Here is a 16,466-nt window from a genome sequence, read left to right as displayed (position 1 = left end):
CCTCTGTTTTAGCGATGGCAGGAGTAAATACTGAATTCGCGCCGATGTAACCGTGCCGCGTAAGGCGCTATGGGCAGGAGCGTTTCCTATGATCAGCTATGTGCGAAAAAAAATCTCACCACTTGTCGCCGGGCTCAATAGAGATGTCGTCGGGACCCTTGGCCCCCGGTTTTGGGCGCGCTTTATTCTGATCGGGTGTTTCAGTGACGTTTCCGTTTGAGTGGATCTCATCTGAGGCGGTGTCTTGATCTAGTTCAGTGTGGTGAACAGCGTATTTCGTCCGTGTCGCGTCCTGGAGCACAGCCCAGTCGGTCTCGTCCATTTGGTCCTTCTGCTCAAGATGGCCAAATGAGAAGGTTAGTGGAACAGCACCATTAGTGGTCCCGCGGATAGCGGTTGCGAACGCGCCTTTTGGCAAGCGCTCTATCAAGTCGGGATCGCAATGGAGCATCGGCGCAAGGGCGCGGGCGTCTTTCGCGGAAACGCCGCCCGCCAGTTTGATCGCGGTGTTGGCGGCGAAGGCGTCTTGGAGTTTCGGATCGAGCTGGCCCAAATATTGGTGCGCCAAGATCATGCCGACTTTGTATTTTCGGGCCTGGGCGAGGATGACGCTGATATTACGATCAAAATAATCGGCGGCTTCGTCAATATAGACAAAGGTTGGTTTGCGCTTGCCTTCCGGTAAGGTCGCCCGCTCCTGGGCGGCCTGTGCGATGAGGGCGATGAAGAACCGCCCGAAGATTTGCGAGCCTTGTTCTTTGAGAAGGTCCTTCGCGGTATTGATCAAAACTACCTTGCCAGTGTTCATCTCAGCGAAGAGATCGAGCTTTGAGCGTGGATGGGAAAACATGCGCTCAAAGGTTTGGTTTTCGAGAATGCCCCAAAGGCGGCGGAGGACTTGTTTGCGGGTTGCAGTAAATTCTTTGTCTTTGAACTCAGTCTCGAAGAATTGCCGCGCGGTGCCGGAGAGTTTGGCGATTTGCGGTGCAAATTTGATGTGACTATTCGGCTCCATCAACTCGCGCAGCGTGTGAATAGTCGCGTCCGGGATATACAGCATCAACCGCGTCACATAGCGGAAAATGACGTTCTGCTTCTGCGTCATCTCGGCGGAGAGAAGCGATCCAAGAACGAAGTCATAAAGTTCTAGGATCGAATTTGTCAGGCGTTCGCGTTCAAGCGGTGCATAGCCTTGCAATCGTTCAATGCCGACATCGAACAGATTGAGCGAGACAGGCCATTCGACATCGCTTGGATCAATCAGCACAACGCGGTCGTGCAATGGCCCGCCGGGTGCGAATTCGGCGAGATGGGCGATGTTCTTGATAAGATCGCCCTGGCTGTCGATGACGATAATAGAGCGCTCGCCTTTCGCAACGGCGGGCAGGTCGCGACAGATGAGATATTGCAATGTCTGGGTTTTACCGTGACCCGACCCGGCAACGATATGTGTGTGTTCGAAACGTGCTTCGGTTGGAATGACGAAGTCGAGGGTCTGGTCGAGAAAGTCGAGGAGGGGCGTTGCCGCCAAATAGGTCTCAGCCAATTCAACCGGGTTTTTGATGGATGATTTCTGGGGCGTGACGGTGGCGCGCGAAAACCCGCGTGGATCGGCGGGATTGCCGCCTGACGCGGTGATAAGGTTGCGCTCGAGTTGCGCATTGAGCCGCGTGAACAGGCCAGCCTCTTTCAAATCCTTGGCGAAAGCGATCGTCATAATTTCGTGAATGACGTCGCGCGGCGCGCCGAGACTGTGTAGAAGCGGGGTTTGGACGGTGAGGGCGTCTTTGGCCAAAGAGGGTGCCGCGAGCGCTGGCGCGGCGTTGACGATCGGACGGACGAGTTCGGTGAGCGCCGCGCGGATTAAGTCGATATTGGCGTCGAAGCCGGCGATGGTTTGCTTCTGGACGTTTAAGGCTTCGCGGATTTCCCACCATTGGGAGGTGCTGCGCCGATCACGCCAATTGATCTCTGGCAAAGCAAAGAGGTTCTCATAGTCGAACAAGCGTGTGATGAGCTTTTCAACAGGCCTAAATTGAGAGCTGCCGATGGCGATGTTGAATTCGCCAGCGACATCTTCCGTCAAGCGGCGGATGAGGGCTTCGCGCCCGCCTTCGACGCGCAGATCCTGCTCGTCGAACATCGCCGCGACATCGTCAAAAAGCGTTTGGGCTTCGATCTCATCGGTCGACCGAAACAGGCCGTGGACGAAAGCGTGCATCCGTGCGGCAAGTTGGAACGCCACCTATAGGCTCGCGACGAGACGCCGGGCTTCTTCCTTGGGGAGCGCCTCAATTGTATGACGCTCAGTGCCGTCCCAATTTTTGGCGCTTTCCATAATCTGCCGGAGGATTTCGACGATGGAGGTCAGTTGCGCTTCCTTCTTCGAAAGATCAATGATGGAGTGACAAGTTGAATAACGACCATGCATGAGGTCGCGTACGAAAATCGTTTCGCGCTTGTCGTGATACCACCAATAGCCGACGCCGCCGAACGCCAGAAGCGCCAAGATCGAAGCGATTGATCCGGGCAAGAAAGAGTCAAAGACGATGTAGACGATTATAACGGCCCCGAGACCGAGCAGGCCGGAATTACGGATCAGGTTCGGCGTATCTTCATAGAGCAAGACCGACTCATCAAATTTGTACCGCTTGACCAGCGCTTGTTCATCATCGTTGAGTTCAATCTTCGCCCAAAGCTTAAACGCTACCCGGCTCATTTTGCCGGCAGTCTGTTCCCTTTTGAACAACAGTTCCATGGCGCTCCCCTTGCTTCTGTTCTTGACCTGTATTGGTAATGAAAGCGCACGGCGGGGCCTGGGGCAAGTCATTTCACCCAATCTGAATGACCTGCTCCAGGCCCCGCGGGACCGGATTCATAGCTTGAAGGGCTATGAAGTCACGTAATCAGCGATCGAAAACAGCACTACAGTGAGCGATGATGATTATGTATGAATGGGGATCGAAATTGAGGATTAATGGGGATACTGCACTCTGGGGATCTTACCAGTAGAAATGCAGAAGACCTCGAGACACATATGGCCTTCTTGGAAGGGTGCACGTAAGTGTCGAAACGCCTAACTCGGCTGGGCCTCGCGAACGTAAGTGACATAGAAGTTCTTGAGCATCCGATGCTCCTGCAGCCGGTCTCCGAGCGCAAATCCTTCCGTCTTGATCGGCGGCTGGAAAATGTCCAAGCCGCGATCAAGTACAATCTTCCAACCGGTGTCCGTAACGATATCGCGGGCATGCGCAGTGCCTGAAGTGTCGAACGCCCAGCTGAAACTTATCCCCGTGCCGGTGCAAGCTGTCGTGATGGAATCGAGAAGTTCTCGTTGACGCGCAATGTTCCCATCGTCAGACCCTGTGACAAGATGAATCGCGACCTGATCTTCGGGAGCTTTTCTCCTAATCACCATTTCAACAAATTCCATCATGTTTCGGGTCTGATAGAACAAGCGGATATAGGGATCAGTGACGACGATGCGCTCGGCGCCGGTGATATAGGGCCCGAAAAGTTTGTCGTAACTTAAGCCTTTGCGGTTCTCGGCGAATTCGTGGTGTCCTTCTGTCAATTCATCGGAAGGTGGATTCTTTGAAACGCTATCGACAGCCGTCGTTTCCGCCATTGCTTCTATTGGGCGCGCACCATCGGTTGTGTCGCTGCCCTTCAGGAGTGATGGCTTCGCCGTAGCATCAGGCGATTGGCCCTTATAGTAAAACTGTGGATACTCCTGTTCTTCCACCGTCGCGATTTGGCGCTTTTCGCCATTATTCCCTAAATAATGAAAATCAACTTCCGGATAAGTGCTGTCGATCCGCGCCAGCTGATCTTTCACCCGCTTTCGGCTCTCCATGGCGAGCCTTAACAATTCCTCGACCTCGTCTTCCGATTGGCCTCCAGCCGGGAAGATAAGTTTCAGGAAACCAGACATCGTTTTGTAGATGGCGTCCCGATCGCGGGTCGAAATCTTTTGACTGATACGGAAATATTCATCCAGCCGGTTCGCGAAATCTTCGGAGCGAAGATGTCGGAGGATCTCGGCAAGATAGTCCACGATGAACCCGTAGCCGCTGGTGAACATTTCGCTGCGGATGACGTCCACCTCCCATCCTGGCAGATAGGCGTGCAAACGGTCGATGAAGGCGGAGTCGTGAAATTGCGGCGGCAAAGCTTCGAGTAGGTCGCTGTTCTTCAGCATGTACGGAACATTATGATCAGTATTGCCGACAAAGACGAAACTTGCTTCGGCTCCCATGGGGGTAATGCCCCGTGAAAATGTTTTGTTCGCCATATAGTTTTTCATGATGTCGACAAGGGCTTTGTTCGCCGTCTTTTCGCGACCCGCAAATTCGTCAAAGGCGACGACGTCCCAGTATCCCACCAGACCAATCCGGCCATTGGCGTTGTTCACGAAAAGCTTCGGCACGCTCACTTCACCCCCGGAGATGAGCTGACCATGCGGTGAAAACTCGGAATAGATGTGCGACTTGCCTGTCCCCTTGGGGCCCAACTCGATGATGTTGTAGTTGCGCTCCAAAAACGGGATGAGGCGCATCAACTGAAGAAGCTTGCTGCGGCGTCCGAATGCTTCTGGATTAAAGCCGATGCTTTGCATGAGCATGTCGATCCACTCGTCAGTGGAAAATTTTTCACGAAGCCCACGATACTGATCATAATCGACCTTCGCGATCTGGATTGGCTTGATCACCTCCAGAATCCAAGGCGAGATTCTCGCATCGTCATTGAACTCGTACTGGACGTCGGCGATACACCAGACACCGGTGACAAGCAGTTTCGGATGCGCCTTCACCGTGCCGCTATCGACGGCGACTTTCTTGATGCCGAGATTTTCGAAAACTGCCTCGTAGCTGTCCGTCTTTTCGTTCAACGCGACGCTGACCTGGTCAATGACTTTGTAGCGCCCCTTTTCGCGGATCGTGGACTGGATCAGTCGCGACTCACTGCGATGCACATAATGCATGCGCAGGATGTCCTTGACGGTTTCGATGCCCGTCGCAATCGAAGCTTCGTCGTCCGTTGCGCAATATTGTCCGAGCAGATATTCCAGCACATAGGTCGGAACAATCGCGTTGCCCTTGACCGCCTTGACCAGGTCTTTGCGCACAACGAACCCGGCAAAATGTTCATTGATCTTGTCGTCAAGCGCCGTCATGGGCCTTCCCCTCAAAAATCGAAATCTGTTGTGATCCCGCGCCGCAGCTGGAAGCCGTGGGTCGCATAATCCTGGTAGTGAGAAGTTTTGCCGACGCGCTCGCGCAATTTCAGCACAACCTCCTGATTATTGTATCGGTCCGCTTCCCTAGACAGAAGGAGTTTTAATGGCATTTCGCGCTCGCGCGCATTGGTCGACACAAAATCGAATGTCAGCTGATGCTCATCGGAGATGAGCGTATCGTCGAGCGCATAGATTCCCGCTAGCAGTTCGCGAGGCTGGATTTTCTCCGAAACGGCCTGTGCCTGATACAGTGCAACGGCGATCTGTCCGGATGTAATCAAGCTGCGGCCGGAGACGATGATCTGAATATCAACCGCAGCGATGTCGGCCTCTCTTCTTTTTCCAACGCGGAGCACCGGTACGACGATTTCCTGTAGCGTTGCCCCTCCGTGCACGAAACGGGCACCGGCGCCCTGCCGACGCAATCGATTGATCGAATTTGAGATCAGCACGTCCATGTCGCCAGATAGGCCAAGCTGTTCAGCTGAAAACATCGTCATGCCCGGCGTCGGTTTCAGCCCGCGCCCGATAACGAAACGGCGATTTTTGACGATGATCCCGTCGCCCTGCGGATCGGCGATCGAATAGCTCGTCTCATCGAGTGGGCGGTGCTGATAGAGAAAGCCATGATCGGCGGTGATCAGAATGTTCGAAAAGTTCGCCGACGTCAGCTTGCGGACCAGTAAGGTCAGATCTTCAATCGCCTTTTGCGCCGCTTCTGGTAGGCGATCCTCTGTCGCAGCCTTATCGGCAATCGCATCGATATGGTTGTGATAGACATAAACGATGTCGTGATCTCGAAAGAGTTCCTTTCCCTCGTCCGAACGCATATTCATCATGTCTTCGAAGGAGATGACTTTGCTCCGGTCGCCTTTGCGGCCCTTGGCAAGTAGCTTGCCACGCGCGGCGAGTCCGCTGGTTTCCTCGCCATCAGAGAGCACCAGCGCGCCATCGCCCTTGAAAGAGAGTTCTCCATGCGGCAGCAACGCGGCCATCCCGAGCTGCGTATAGCTTGGCAAGACCCCAATCATGGCGCTGAGATCGGCATCAAAACGGTTGAGCTTGCGAATCTCGCGCAACGTTTCTTCGGCGACCTCATAACGTAATGCATCCGAGATGATGACGACGACCTTTTGGTCTTTCCGGCGATATGAAGCGGCATGGTCATTATAAAAATCAAGCTGCCGGCCATAACTCGGGATGCTCCATTGCTGCAGTTTATTTACCTGATCCTGCCAGGCGTCATTGACCGCGAGCACGAAGGAATTCGCGTAGCGGTTTTCGACGGCTTCGAACAGTTCCGCCAAGAGAGACGGCTGACCGCTGCGCTGCAAGTGGAAGAGAAATTTTCGGTAGAGCTGATCGAGCCGATACCAGCTCGACACATAACGCTTTACGCCTTCTTCCGGCGAGGTCATGCGTAGGTCCGCTTCCGCCAGCGCCTGTTGGAATTCCGTTGCGAAGGCGATCGCCTGATAGATGTCCTCATACGTCCCATACCAGTGGCTTTGGCGACGGGCGCGCACCCAGCCCAGCACATCCGCCGCGCTCACGGTCTGGGTCGACATGGCGTGCACCAATGAGCGGATAATGTATCGGTCGATCTCTTCGAAATGATCGGTAGCGACGAGATCGCGGAAGTCACGCGACTTCACATCGTCTTCGATGCGCAGCACAGCCTGATAACGCGATGACAGCGTGCCGAAGGACTCAAGCGAGGTGCGATTGTTTTTCCAGCGGGAGAAGAGTAGCGCCGCCTCGGTATTGAGCTTTCCGTCCTCCTGCAGGGCGCGGCCATAGGCTGACTGAAACAGCGCGATGGCGAAGTCTTCAAAATCCGGCTCGTCGCTCTCGTAGCCGTAGAGCTGGCCCAACTGCGTCCAGAAGAACTTGGTGAGTCCAGCCCGTTCAATCAGCCGCAGGCCGTCATCGCGGCTCTCAGCAAGCTCGCCCAGCAACCCCTCGATTACTGTGTCAAAACCATCTTCTGCGCCCGCGCAGACCGCAAGCATCCGCAGTCGCAAACGGATCGCTGTGTCGCGCGGATCGGCAAGCTTCTTCAGCGCTTCCACTCGAGTCTTAGCGCGGAAGAATTCCATATGCTCGCGCACTACGGTTTCGAACTTGGCTGGCAGACCCAGTTCCGCGAGCCAGATCGCCGCCTGATCGGCCTTGAACACCGACGTGGCGAGCTGCACATCGAGCAGCCAGTTCTCCGCCATCGGCGGTTCCGGTCCGTCCTTGTAGAGAAGGAACCGCCGCTTCGGCTCCTGCCGCAGTATGCGGTATTTCAGGCCGAACTCATTATTGGCGATCTCGATCTTTTCGACATCATCGTGTGCAAAAGACTCGAACGCCTCACGCATGTCGCGGTCGCGATCATACCAGAAGATGATGCGGTGTTCGTCGAACATGCGCGCGAGGCTGGCGTGGAGGCGATCATTCATCTTTCGCCTCCAATCCTGCTATTTTCTTCAGGGCGCTGCCGAATTTTGGATAGTTGGCCTTCACGCCGTCATCGAGGTCGATCTCAATCTTTTGCTGCGCCAGCGGGAAGATCACGTCGCGCTCCCACTCGTTCAGCTCATCGAGTTGCGTGGCGATTTTCGCGACGTCCTTCAGTGCCTTGGTGCGCTGCGCCTGGCTGGCGCCACCATCGTCTGAGAGTTGTTCCAGCCGCTTACGCTCCCCTTCGAGTTTAATGACGAAGGCGCGCAAATAGTCGTTGAGCAAAATCGATACCGTGTCGCTTTGATAGCGGTGCATGTAGATCAGCGCGTTGAACGTGCCCTTGGGGCTGGAGAACATCCAGTAGATTGGGCGTTTCTTGTAGCGCTTGACGTGGTCTGCATAGAAATCCTTGGTGAAGTATTTGCGGATCTCTTTGCCAAGTGCGTCTTCGATATAGCGCAGGTTCTCGCGGAAATGCGCCTCGCCGAAGGTGGTGCGCAGGAACAGGCGGAAACGTTCGGTGATGTCGTCGGGGAACCAGTCGGCGTCGAGTACGGGGATGACGTTGTCTTCGTCGGGCATGAATGTTGGCTCCGGCACGCGGGCGAGGTAGTCGGCCAGCGTTTCGCCCTGATTGGCGAGGATCAGGCCCTCAGCGTCGAGGCTGTAGCGGCCGAACATGCAGCCAACGGCGTAGGAGAGGAACTCGGCCATGGTGTCGGCGCGCAAGCGAACCTCCCGCTCGGCCTCACTGGCCTTTCCACCATAGCGATAGGCGGGGTTGCAGGTCAGGGTGATCTCCTCGATCGGCACTTGAGCGGACAGCTCGTCCTGCAGACCATAGGCGTCGATGAAGATGCGGTTGTTCTCTTCTTCCAGCCGCTGCATCTCGTCCGTCATGGACTGCCAGTGGACGCGGAGGGTGGCGTAGCTGTCCTCCAGCGTCTCGGCACGGTGGTCGGATTGGAGCAGCGGGAGCGTTGTGAAATCCCAAGAGGTTTCGTAGGCGTCCCAGTCGGATTTAGTATTTCTGACCAAGGCCGATGCTGGAGTCTTCTCCTTTAGATTATTAACTCCCCTAGGAACTGGAACGCGATCAATGTCTCCGCTTTGGAAAGCCATGGTTGGGTTCAACACCTTCAGCGTTTCTTGCGCAAAACGTGAGTTCAATAGAGCGACGCCGAACTCTTCCGTCACTTCATCAGTCAACGAAAATGCGGACATTCCATTCGTATCAAAAACAAAGCCATTTGGCCTGAACCGTGTGCATAGAATGCCGCTTATCGATGTTAGGCTCCAGGTGATGGCGGGCCTAAACATGAAGGCAAGGTTCTTGAGAGTTGAGAGCCGGTTTCCATCGTCGTCCTTGAACTCTTTGAGTGGTTCGCCGTTGTTTTCCCAGTTGATCAGAAGATCATGATTGCCATACCACTTTCGAGCTTCGCCGCCCTTGCTATAAGGAAACCACTTTTTCGTTGAGTTGAAATCATCGCTCAGCTTTTGGGTGCAATCCGTTTTGCACCAAGCTGGTTCATGCCAAAAACGAACAAACCGGTCATTATTCCCTGTCGCAAGGCCTTGTTTTGCTGTGAAATATTCATTGAATGAGGCATTGTCCGAGAAGGTCGAAGTGAACTTATCGCTAAGCCAATAGGCCATCGGAGTGCTCGGAATTCGAAGCAGGTCACGTTGATAGGTGCGAAACGAGTTGTAGTCGAACTTCAAATAAAGCCGTTCGATCTCTTCGGGCTTTCGGACATTCACCTGATTTTCAAAGAGTCGACGGTACACCGCTGTAGTATCATTCTTGGGCTGCGCGCTTTGAACCGTGAACGCCACGGTTCCAAAATCTGGACCGAAAAGACCACGCCCAAGCTGAAGGAGACTGGTCACGCGTTGTTTTGTTAAGAGATGCTGTCTGATGCCTTCATAGGTTCCCAAGAACATCCACGAAGGCAAGTTGATCATTGACCAGTAGCCATTTGCCAAACTCAAACTGAAGCATCGCTCCATGAAGCATGTCATCAGATCAGACTTTCCAGCGGGGAACTCTTGCTTAAGCCAGTTCTTAAGGCGCGGATTCATCCCTTTCCCACCCATATACGGCGGGTTGGCCACCACCACATGATACTTCGGCGACAGCGCCTCGGCCATGCGCAGCACGGCCACAACGCGTTCTTGCACCTCGCGCAACATCAGATCCCCACCGAAATCCCGCGCCTCCACCACCTTCAGCGTCTCTGCCGGGTCGCGCAGCTTAGGCATGATCAGCGAGCCGAAGTTTTTGGCCTGCTCGAACTGGCCCAGCGTCTCGCGCAGCTCATCGGTGAACAGATCCTTGCCCACCACGGCGGCCACGTCCTGCATCTCGGCATCGGTAAACGCCACGTTCTGCAACACGCAGATGTCGGGCCCCGAACCAGAATTAATCTCCATCCGCAAAAATCGCCGCCGCCCCAGCTTTGCTGCCGCCTTCATCGCCAGCGCAAACGCGGCGAGCGCCCCCGCGCGGTCGTCGATCTCCACCCCGGTCAGGTTGTGCGTTAGGATCAGCGCGGGGATCGTGGTCGCGTCATAGCCCTCTTCCTCGTAGATCGCGTAAAGCAGGTCGAAGGCATAGGTCAGCATGTGCCCCGACCCGGCGGCGGGATCGCAGATGCGGATGTCTTCGGGGCGGGAGATGCGGAGGAAATCCGTCTCGGGCTCTTCCGGCGCGATATAATAGTCCATCTGCGCGGCCAGACGGCTTTGGGGCCGGTTGAGCAGCCAGAGCCGCCCCAGCGAGTTCTCCACCAGATAGCGGACGATCCAGTGCGGGGTGAAAAGCTGCGTCGCGGCGGGGATGTTCTCGGCCGTGATCTTCTGGTTCTTCTTGAGGCCCGCGAAGACCTGGTCCTTCTTTTCCGAGATGTAGAACTGGTAGAGCCAGCCGATGATCTCGACATCCTGACAGGCATCCGGCGTCATAGCCTCGCGCAGGTAGGCGAGGATAGAGGCATTGGATTGCAGGTCTTCGGGAAGCAGCAGTTCTGTATAGTCGTCGATCCGCTCAAAGAGGAACGGCATCACCTTGTGCCAATAATTGCACACGGCCATCAAAAGCAGCCTGTATGCTTCAGCTTGCGGATCGGAACTCGGCACACGACCGTCAAGCAAGGCTCTGACTCCCTGCCGCGTTTTCTCAGGGATCAGCACCTCATCCAGATTTCCTGCTTTCGCTTCGGTCAGGATTTCCGGTTGGAACTGCCCTGGCAGCGGGGACACAATGCGCACAGCGTTTAGCTCGTTCAGATCCATGAATCGCAACGCGGAAAATCGATTGAACCAGGTGTAAGCCGCACGCTCGATAACTTGCTCCTTGCCGTCATGCGATACCGCAGATTCGAGCTTCGCAATTGCTTCGGGATGTTCCCGCCGCATAGTGCTGGCCGGGTCGAGCACGAGATCGAGTTTCGCGCCCACCTGCTCCAAAAGGGAGCGCCGCGCGAACTGGGCGACTTTCTTGAGTTTTGAGGTATCCATTACGCAACGGCCCCCTCATCATCTCTTGCGATGGGGAGCCTTGCCACTGGCCAGTCAGTGAACGCCTTGTTCCAAGCTTCGACCGATAAAACGACGCAATCTGCTATATGCTGGCGCTTCCAGGGTGAATCTGTTTCACATCTGATATCCGCGAGCAAACGATCCTTGAAGCCGGTCAGTAACGCCTTTTGCTTTTCTGAGTCATAGGCCTCCAGTCCCAGAAGAACGATGTATTTGAATGGCTTGTCGTCACGCTCCATAAGGTGGAGGAACGTGTATGAGCTGCGCGCTTTGGGTGTCAGCTCCTGAGTGAGAACGGATTTATCCGACAGTCTTTTGAAATATCTATCTCGTTCCTCGGGCGGCGTTCTCTGGTTGGACGGATCTTTAACTTCCACCAACAAGACATCAGCGTCTCGTTCGATAACAAGATCTACGAATTTCATCTGCACTGGAAGTTTAACCCCCTGACAATCCAGCTCATCCCAGATTAGTTCATCCGGGAATGTGAATTCGAGGTCTGCGTTCGGTTCCGCTCTGTATTGAATCATGAAGTACCGTCCCCGAGCGCCCGCTCTAGATCTTCATCGAACAGCTCAGCAAATGTATCGGAAATCGCCGATTTGGAGATCAGTGAATAGCTGTCGGCACTTTCCATTTTTATGCTACCCGTATCCGGATCACGCAAGAGCACATGGAAGCGTACGTGATCTTCCTTTTCAGTATCAATTAAGAGATCTAGCCACTTTAAGAGCACGTAGTCGTGCGTTGCGAGAACGACTTGTTGCCCATTCCGAGAAAGCTCCAGAAGCACTTGCACAAGCTTCTTCATGAGCTTCGGATTAAGATTGGCCTCAGGCTCGTCCCACAAAAGAGGACCAGTCACGCCTGGATTGACCGAACCATTGCACAGCAATCTGTGAAGAACGCCAATCTTCCTATACCCCTCGGCCGTCATGCCGCTTGAGAATGATTGTTTTCCGTTGGCCTCGAAGCGCCAGACGGTTGAATCCTGATACATCTGCGCCGTCTTGGATTTCGAACGGTTTGGATGTGGCTTTTCGAGGTACACGCCAGGTTCGAATCGAAACGTCCCATCCTCTTGCCAGCGATACCTGCCTCCAACGAGGTCTACCAACTCGCGGATGATGCTCGAAAGCCTTGGGTCTTCAGATAAGTCCGTCGTCTCATCTTCGAAATCCGGACGAGCCAGCAGCGTCGCCAGGTCTATGTAACCGTCATCAAAAATGCTTTCGACAGTTTCGCGGTGAAAGTCCGGGTGACGCATACCGCGAACCAGAGATAAGACTTCCTTAGTTGGAATGAGGACTGCTTTTGATTCATGAGAAGGGGAGGTCCCGCTACGGATTATCTTCAGAACGCTGGAACGGCCTGAGAAGGAGATAGCGACACGAGCTCCCCCACTGGTATCCAAGCTAAGCTCGGCAGGGCTTTTAGAACCCTTGGCGTGTAAACTTCCAATTTTTTCCTCGTCAGGTGAAAAGACCCGCATGAACTTTGCCGTGGTAACGGCAGTAAAATCCTTCTTGGACTGCCCTGATGCCGCATTCTGCCCAGCTAAAACTAATCCGTATATTGCCTTCAACAGATGTGTTTTACCTGTGCCGTTAGTCCCGACTATCACATTGACTTTCGGTGACAGCGACAATTGCACGTTCTGAAAAGCCGTAAAATTCTCGATATTCAGATCGGTAATCATTACACGATCACCTTCTTGCCCGCGCGGATTTCGGTAAGCAGGCTCGCGCGCATCGTTTCGACATAGGCGTCGACATCGCCTTCATCGGCGAGATATGGCTTAGCAAAATTCACATTGATCTGACCGACATCGACCATGGCAGCGGGTTGTGGCATGGCGGCGGTCGCCTCCGCCATCCCACCCGGCTTCGTTGGAGCTGGTTGCGGCACCGGGTGCCTCATTCGCTCGATCTCGGCCAGCAATTCCGGTATAAGCGAGGTACGCACGCTCGCGCCGAGATCGCGCAGCACGGGGATGAGCTGCGTCGTATTGATGCGGGACGCCATCTGATCAATCCGTCCGCGGATGACATCGCGCAGTGCATCACTAAGTGCGGTGTACTCCTCAAGCGTCTCGATCTTGGTCCGGCAGCCTTCGATTGCCGTGCGCGCGGCCTTGCGTTCCTTGAGGAGCTGCAGCTCCAGCGTTTCCTTCAGCTGATAGAGGTCAGTCTTCAGCGTCTGGATCGCCGTGCCTTTGTAACAGTCGGGCGAGCCAAGCATGTCCCGAAGCTTCGCCACGCCAGCGGCATCGGCGTAAACGAGATTGCCTTCCTGATCGTGGAGGAAGGCGCGCGCTTCGTCATAGATCGACTTCTGCGGCCCCGCCATGAAGCTGCGGACCTTGTCGAGGATGTCCTCTTTCGCAGTGACCAGCGCATCTTCCCGTTTCGCTGGCTCGGTCATGTACCAGGCCGCCGGTTTGTCGCGAATCGAATCGATGTCAGTCGCCAAGGGCGCAAGGGCGGACAGGAAAGGATAATCCCGTACCCGGTTCATGAGCTTGTCGAGTTCGTTCGAGAGCTCGCGGACGGCGTCGGTCCATTCTGCGCCCAGGCTGCGAGCGTCCGCGCCCTCCGCGGGTTTTCCGAACAGCTCCCGGTAGAGATCTTTCGCCTTGCGCAATTGCGCAGGCGTATACTCCGCCTGCGGAGTAATAAGAATATTCGCGAGCAATTGTGAATTGCGCAGGGCCTTGGCGAGGTCGTCGCGCTCGAGCACGGTGCTGTCAGAACGTGCCTCGATCTTACCCTTCCCAGATAGGCTCGCAGCCAAACAAAGGGTCGCCGTTGTTGGCCAGCCATAGGGCTTCTCGCCAAACCGTTCGACAAGGTACTTCGCCGGAACCTTTTGGCCATGAACCGCCTGTCGTTGCACAAAGTTGTACACTTCAAGCTCTGCCTCTGTAATTTCGCCGGAAAACTCTCCTTCCGGAGTTGCTAGTTTGGCGATGTCAGCTTCGGAATAGACGACGCCTCGAAGCATCGGCAGGTTGACATAGATCTTGTCGATCAGCGCCTGGAATCCTTTGACTACGCGTTCCTGTGCGTCTTCACCCCCGACATCGATCTCGTTGCCCCGGACAAAAAACCGCGCCTCCGCAAAATGCTTTCGCAAGCGCGCCTCAAGGTCTTTCAGGCGACGCGCGTTCTGCTCGCCCTTCTCGGCAATAATTCGATCACGGCCCGGCTGAGAAGCGCCGCCACGCGTCTGTCGAATGAACTTGTCGGTCTGCTTGAACAGCCTCAGATCATGGATCAAGCGTAAGTCCGGTTTGAAAAGAACCGCTAACTCCTCACTGACGAGATTTCGCCTCTGGACGGCCTCAGGGGCTTCGATATCATCGCTGAACGGAGTAATGATATTGATTGCTAACTCGTATTCCCGACCCAGCAGGCGGTCGTCCAGCTTGCGGCTGAAGGGATAGTCATCGCCGGTAGAGACGTGCCGGATCTTGCGGTGCTTTAGCACAGTGTCGAAGGCAAGCGTCTCAAATTGCTTGTCGAGCTCCGCGGGATCAATGTGTAGCAACTTAATTTCCGCTTCGACGTCCTTCTCCTCATTGGTAAGGAACTCGTAGACATCGCCGTTTCGCTGGATCAGCGTATTGCGCTCGAGCAGAGCGAGGGCTTCCTCGACATCGCGGCGAAGCTTGGTCTGGTCCGCCTCAAACTCCGGCAGCATCAGAATGCCGATATTCCGAACAGACGGCTTGAACTCCTTCACATATTTGACAAGAAATAGGGCCTTGAGGACCCGAACGGCAAACGGGTTTTCTACGTTACCCTCGGCGATTTGTATGGACTGCTGTACCGCTGATTTCAGCGCCGTGCGAATGCCCTCGAACATGAGGTCGAAGGTCGCTAGCTCGCCCAACTTGTGCGCCGCCAGCGTCTTGGCCACCTCCTGAAAGACGCCCAACATTGATCGTTCTCCGACGGAGCTATGCTTGCCTTCGAACGCATTGTGTTGCGAAAGACCCATAATCGCACGCTGGAACAATTCATACTGGTAGGACGGAAACGGATAGCTGGCGATGAAATGTTCTCGCCCCGAAAAAGGCTTAAACCTGAAAGATCCATCGGAAAAATCGAATAGCGTTTTGAGATTGTTCTCTTCGCGCGCGTATAGATTACCCAGCCGGATTTCCCCGTCTTCGGTCTTCGCAAGCAAACGCCGCTGAATGACTTCCGCCACATCAGCTGAATTGAGGGGCATGCGGATTCCGAACCGGGCCTGTATCTTGGAAAAATCATGTTCCTGCTGAGCAGTCCTGTCGCCAACGACTTCGGTGATGGCCTGCTGCGCTGTGACAATGACCCAGGCTTGTCCTTTGCACGTTGTGTTCAGACTCTCCGCGATCGTCTGGAGATTGGTCATCAGTTTGACATTGTCAGCAATATATTGGCCGACCTCATCAACGAAAAAACTCAAGCGGAAACTCGGCTCCTGCCTATCGATCCAGGCTTTGACGGACTTTGCAAAATCCTCAATCGAGACCCGAGTATCTTCCCTGTACTGATCGAGGATGTATTTTGCGTCATCTGGGCTTCCGCCGGTAGCGGCCGCAAAAGCGCTGGCGACATTGCCCGCTTCAAATTTGGCTTGGTCGCGCCGATCTTCCCAACGACTGCTCTTGGGCGTCCCGAAAGGTTTCGTCTGCTCAAATGCCACCTTGAACTTTGCCAATACGCCTCTTTCATCTAGGTCCCTTTCGAACTGAGCAATATGCGGTTGCTTGCCGTAATACCCGCACATCTCGTCGAAGACCTTCTGGAACACGGACAGAAGTGCGTCGACATCCGCCTTTGATATGACGTCCGCTTTTTGGTCGATGTTAAAAAGAATGGATTTGGTCGGGATTGAAACCGCTTTGCGAAGGCCGCCGGCAAGCATTGGGTCATCTTTCAGTTTCTCGATGAAGATGTCGAATGACCTGACGCCGTCTACCTCCCTATTCTCGAGCAGAAGCGCGAGAATTTTCAGCAGATGGGATTTGCCAGAACCGAAAAAACCAGAGATCCAGACGCCATTGGCTGTACTGTAGTTGTTATAGGCGTCAAGAAAGTGACCCAGCCGCTGCGCTATCTCACTCGTGATGACATATTCGTCCAGTTCAACTCGGAGGCTGGCTTCGTCATCCGCCTTGATGACCCCATCTATCGGGCGATCGACTGGCTTTAGGAAAATTTCGCTCAAAGTGGCGGTCATCGGG

8 protein-coding genes are annotated in these 16,466 nt (G+C 54.7%); all 8 read right to left on the bottom strand.

The features are described from left to right. Positions 1-115: 115 nt before the first annotated feature. On the bottom strand, positions 116-2,245 hold the full coding sequence (locus AC0L8G_RS17330) for a type IV secretory system conjugative DNA transfer family protein (protein WP_473385408.1): 2,130 nt from the start codon (positions 2,243-2,245) through the stop codon (positions 116-118). Next, positions 2,246-2,758 (bottom strand): hypothetical protein, encoded by a 513-nt coding sequence (locus AC0L8G_RS17325; RefSeq protein WP_473385407.1) that lies wholly within the window; start codon positions 2,756-2,758, stop codon positions 2,246-2,248. Between the two features lie 318 nt (positions 2,759-3,076). Beyond that, positions 3,077-5,176: a BREX system Lon protease-like protein BrxL gene (gene brxL, locus AC0L8G_RS17320; protein WP_473385406.1), complete on the bottom strand. Its 2,100-nt coding sequence runs from the start codon at positions 5,174-5,176 to the stop codon at positions 3,077-3,079. A gap of 11 nt (positions 5,177-5,187) precedes the next feature. After that, complete coding sequence (gene pglZ / locus AC0L8G_RS17315; RefSeq protein WP_473385405.1) at positions 5,188-7,686, bottom strand: BREX-1 system phosphatase PglZ type A; 2,499 nt, start codon at positions 7,684-7,686, stop codon at positions 5,188-5,190. Then, entirely contained in the window at positions 7,679-11,212 is a 3,534-nt protein-coding gene (gene pglX, locus AC0L8G_RS17310; RefSeq protein ID WP_473385404.1) for a BREX-1 system adenine-specific DNA-methyltransferase PglX, read from the bottom strand. The genes pglZ and pglX overlap by 8 nt, the downstream gene beginning before the upstream one ends. After that, positions 11,212-11,763, bottom strand: coding sequence for a hypothetical protein (locus AC0L8G_RS17305; RefSeq protein WP_473385403.1), 552 nt, complete (start codon positions 11,761-11,763; stop codon positions 11,212-11,214). Before AC0L8G_RS17305 ends, pglX begins: the two co-directional genes overlap by 1 nt. Next, a complete protein-coding gene (locus AC0L8G_RS17300; RefSeq protein WP_473385402.1) occupies positions 11,760-12,932 on the bottom strand; it encodes an AAA family ATPase in 1,173 nt (390 codons plus the stop codon). The genes AC0L8G_RS17305 and AC0L8G_RS17300 overlap by 4 nt, the downstream gene beginning before the upstream one ends. Beyond that, positions 12,932-16,462 (bottom strand): BREX system P-loop protein BrxC, encoded by a 3,531-nt coding sequence (brxC, locus tag AC0L8G_RS17295; protein ID WP_473385401.1) that lies wholly within the window; start codon positions 16,460-16,462, stop codon positions 12,932-12,934. The genes AC0L8G_RS17300 and brxC overlap by 1 nt, the downstream gene beginning before the upstream one ends. Positions 16,463-16,466: the final 4 nt, after the last annotated feature.

This window comes from Hyphococcus sp. D3-15 (assembly GCF_055809375.1).
This window is presented reverse-complemented; position numbering and strand designations above follow the sequence as displayed.

Coding starts and splice junctions, on each gene's coding strand:
- AC0L8G_RS17305 (WP_473385403.1), bottom strand. CDS start 11,763: ATGATTCAATACAGAGCGGAACCGAACGCAGACCTCGAATTCACATTC.
- pglZ (WP_473385405.1), bottom strand. CDS start 7,686: ATGAATGATCGCCTCCACGCCAGCCTCGCGCGCATGTTCGACGAACAC.
- brxC (WP_473385401.1), bottom strand. CDS start 16,462: ATGACCGCCACTTTGAGCGAAATTTTCCTAAAGCCAGTCGATCGCCCG.
- AC0L8G_RS17300 (WP_473385402.1), bottom strand. CDS start 12,932: ATGATTACCGATCTGAATATCGAGAATTTTACGGCTTTTCAGAACGTG.
- pglX (WP_473385404.1), bottom strand. CDS start 11,212: ATGGATACCTCAAAACTCAAGAAAGTCGCCCAGTTCGCGCGGCGCTCC.
- brxL (WP_473385406.1), bottom strand. CDS start 5,176: ATGACGGCGCTTGACGACAAGATCAATGAACATTTTGCCGGGTTCGTT.
- AC0L8G_RS17325 (WP_473385407.1), bottom strand. CDS start 2,758: ATGGAACTGTTGTTCAAAAGGGAACAGACTGCCGGCAAAATGAGCCGG.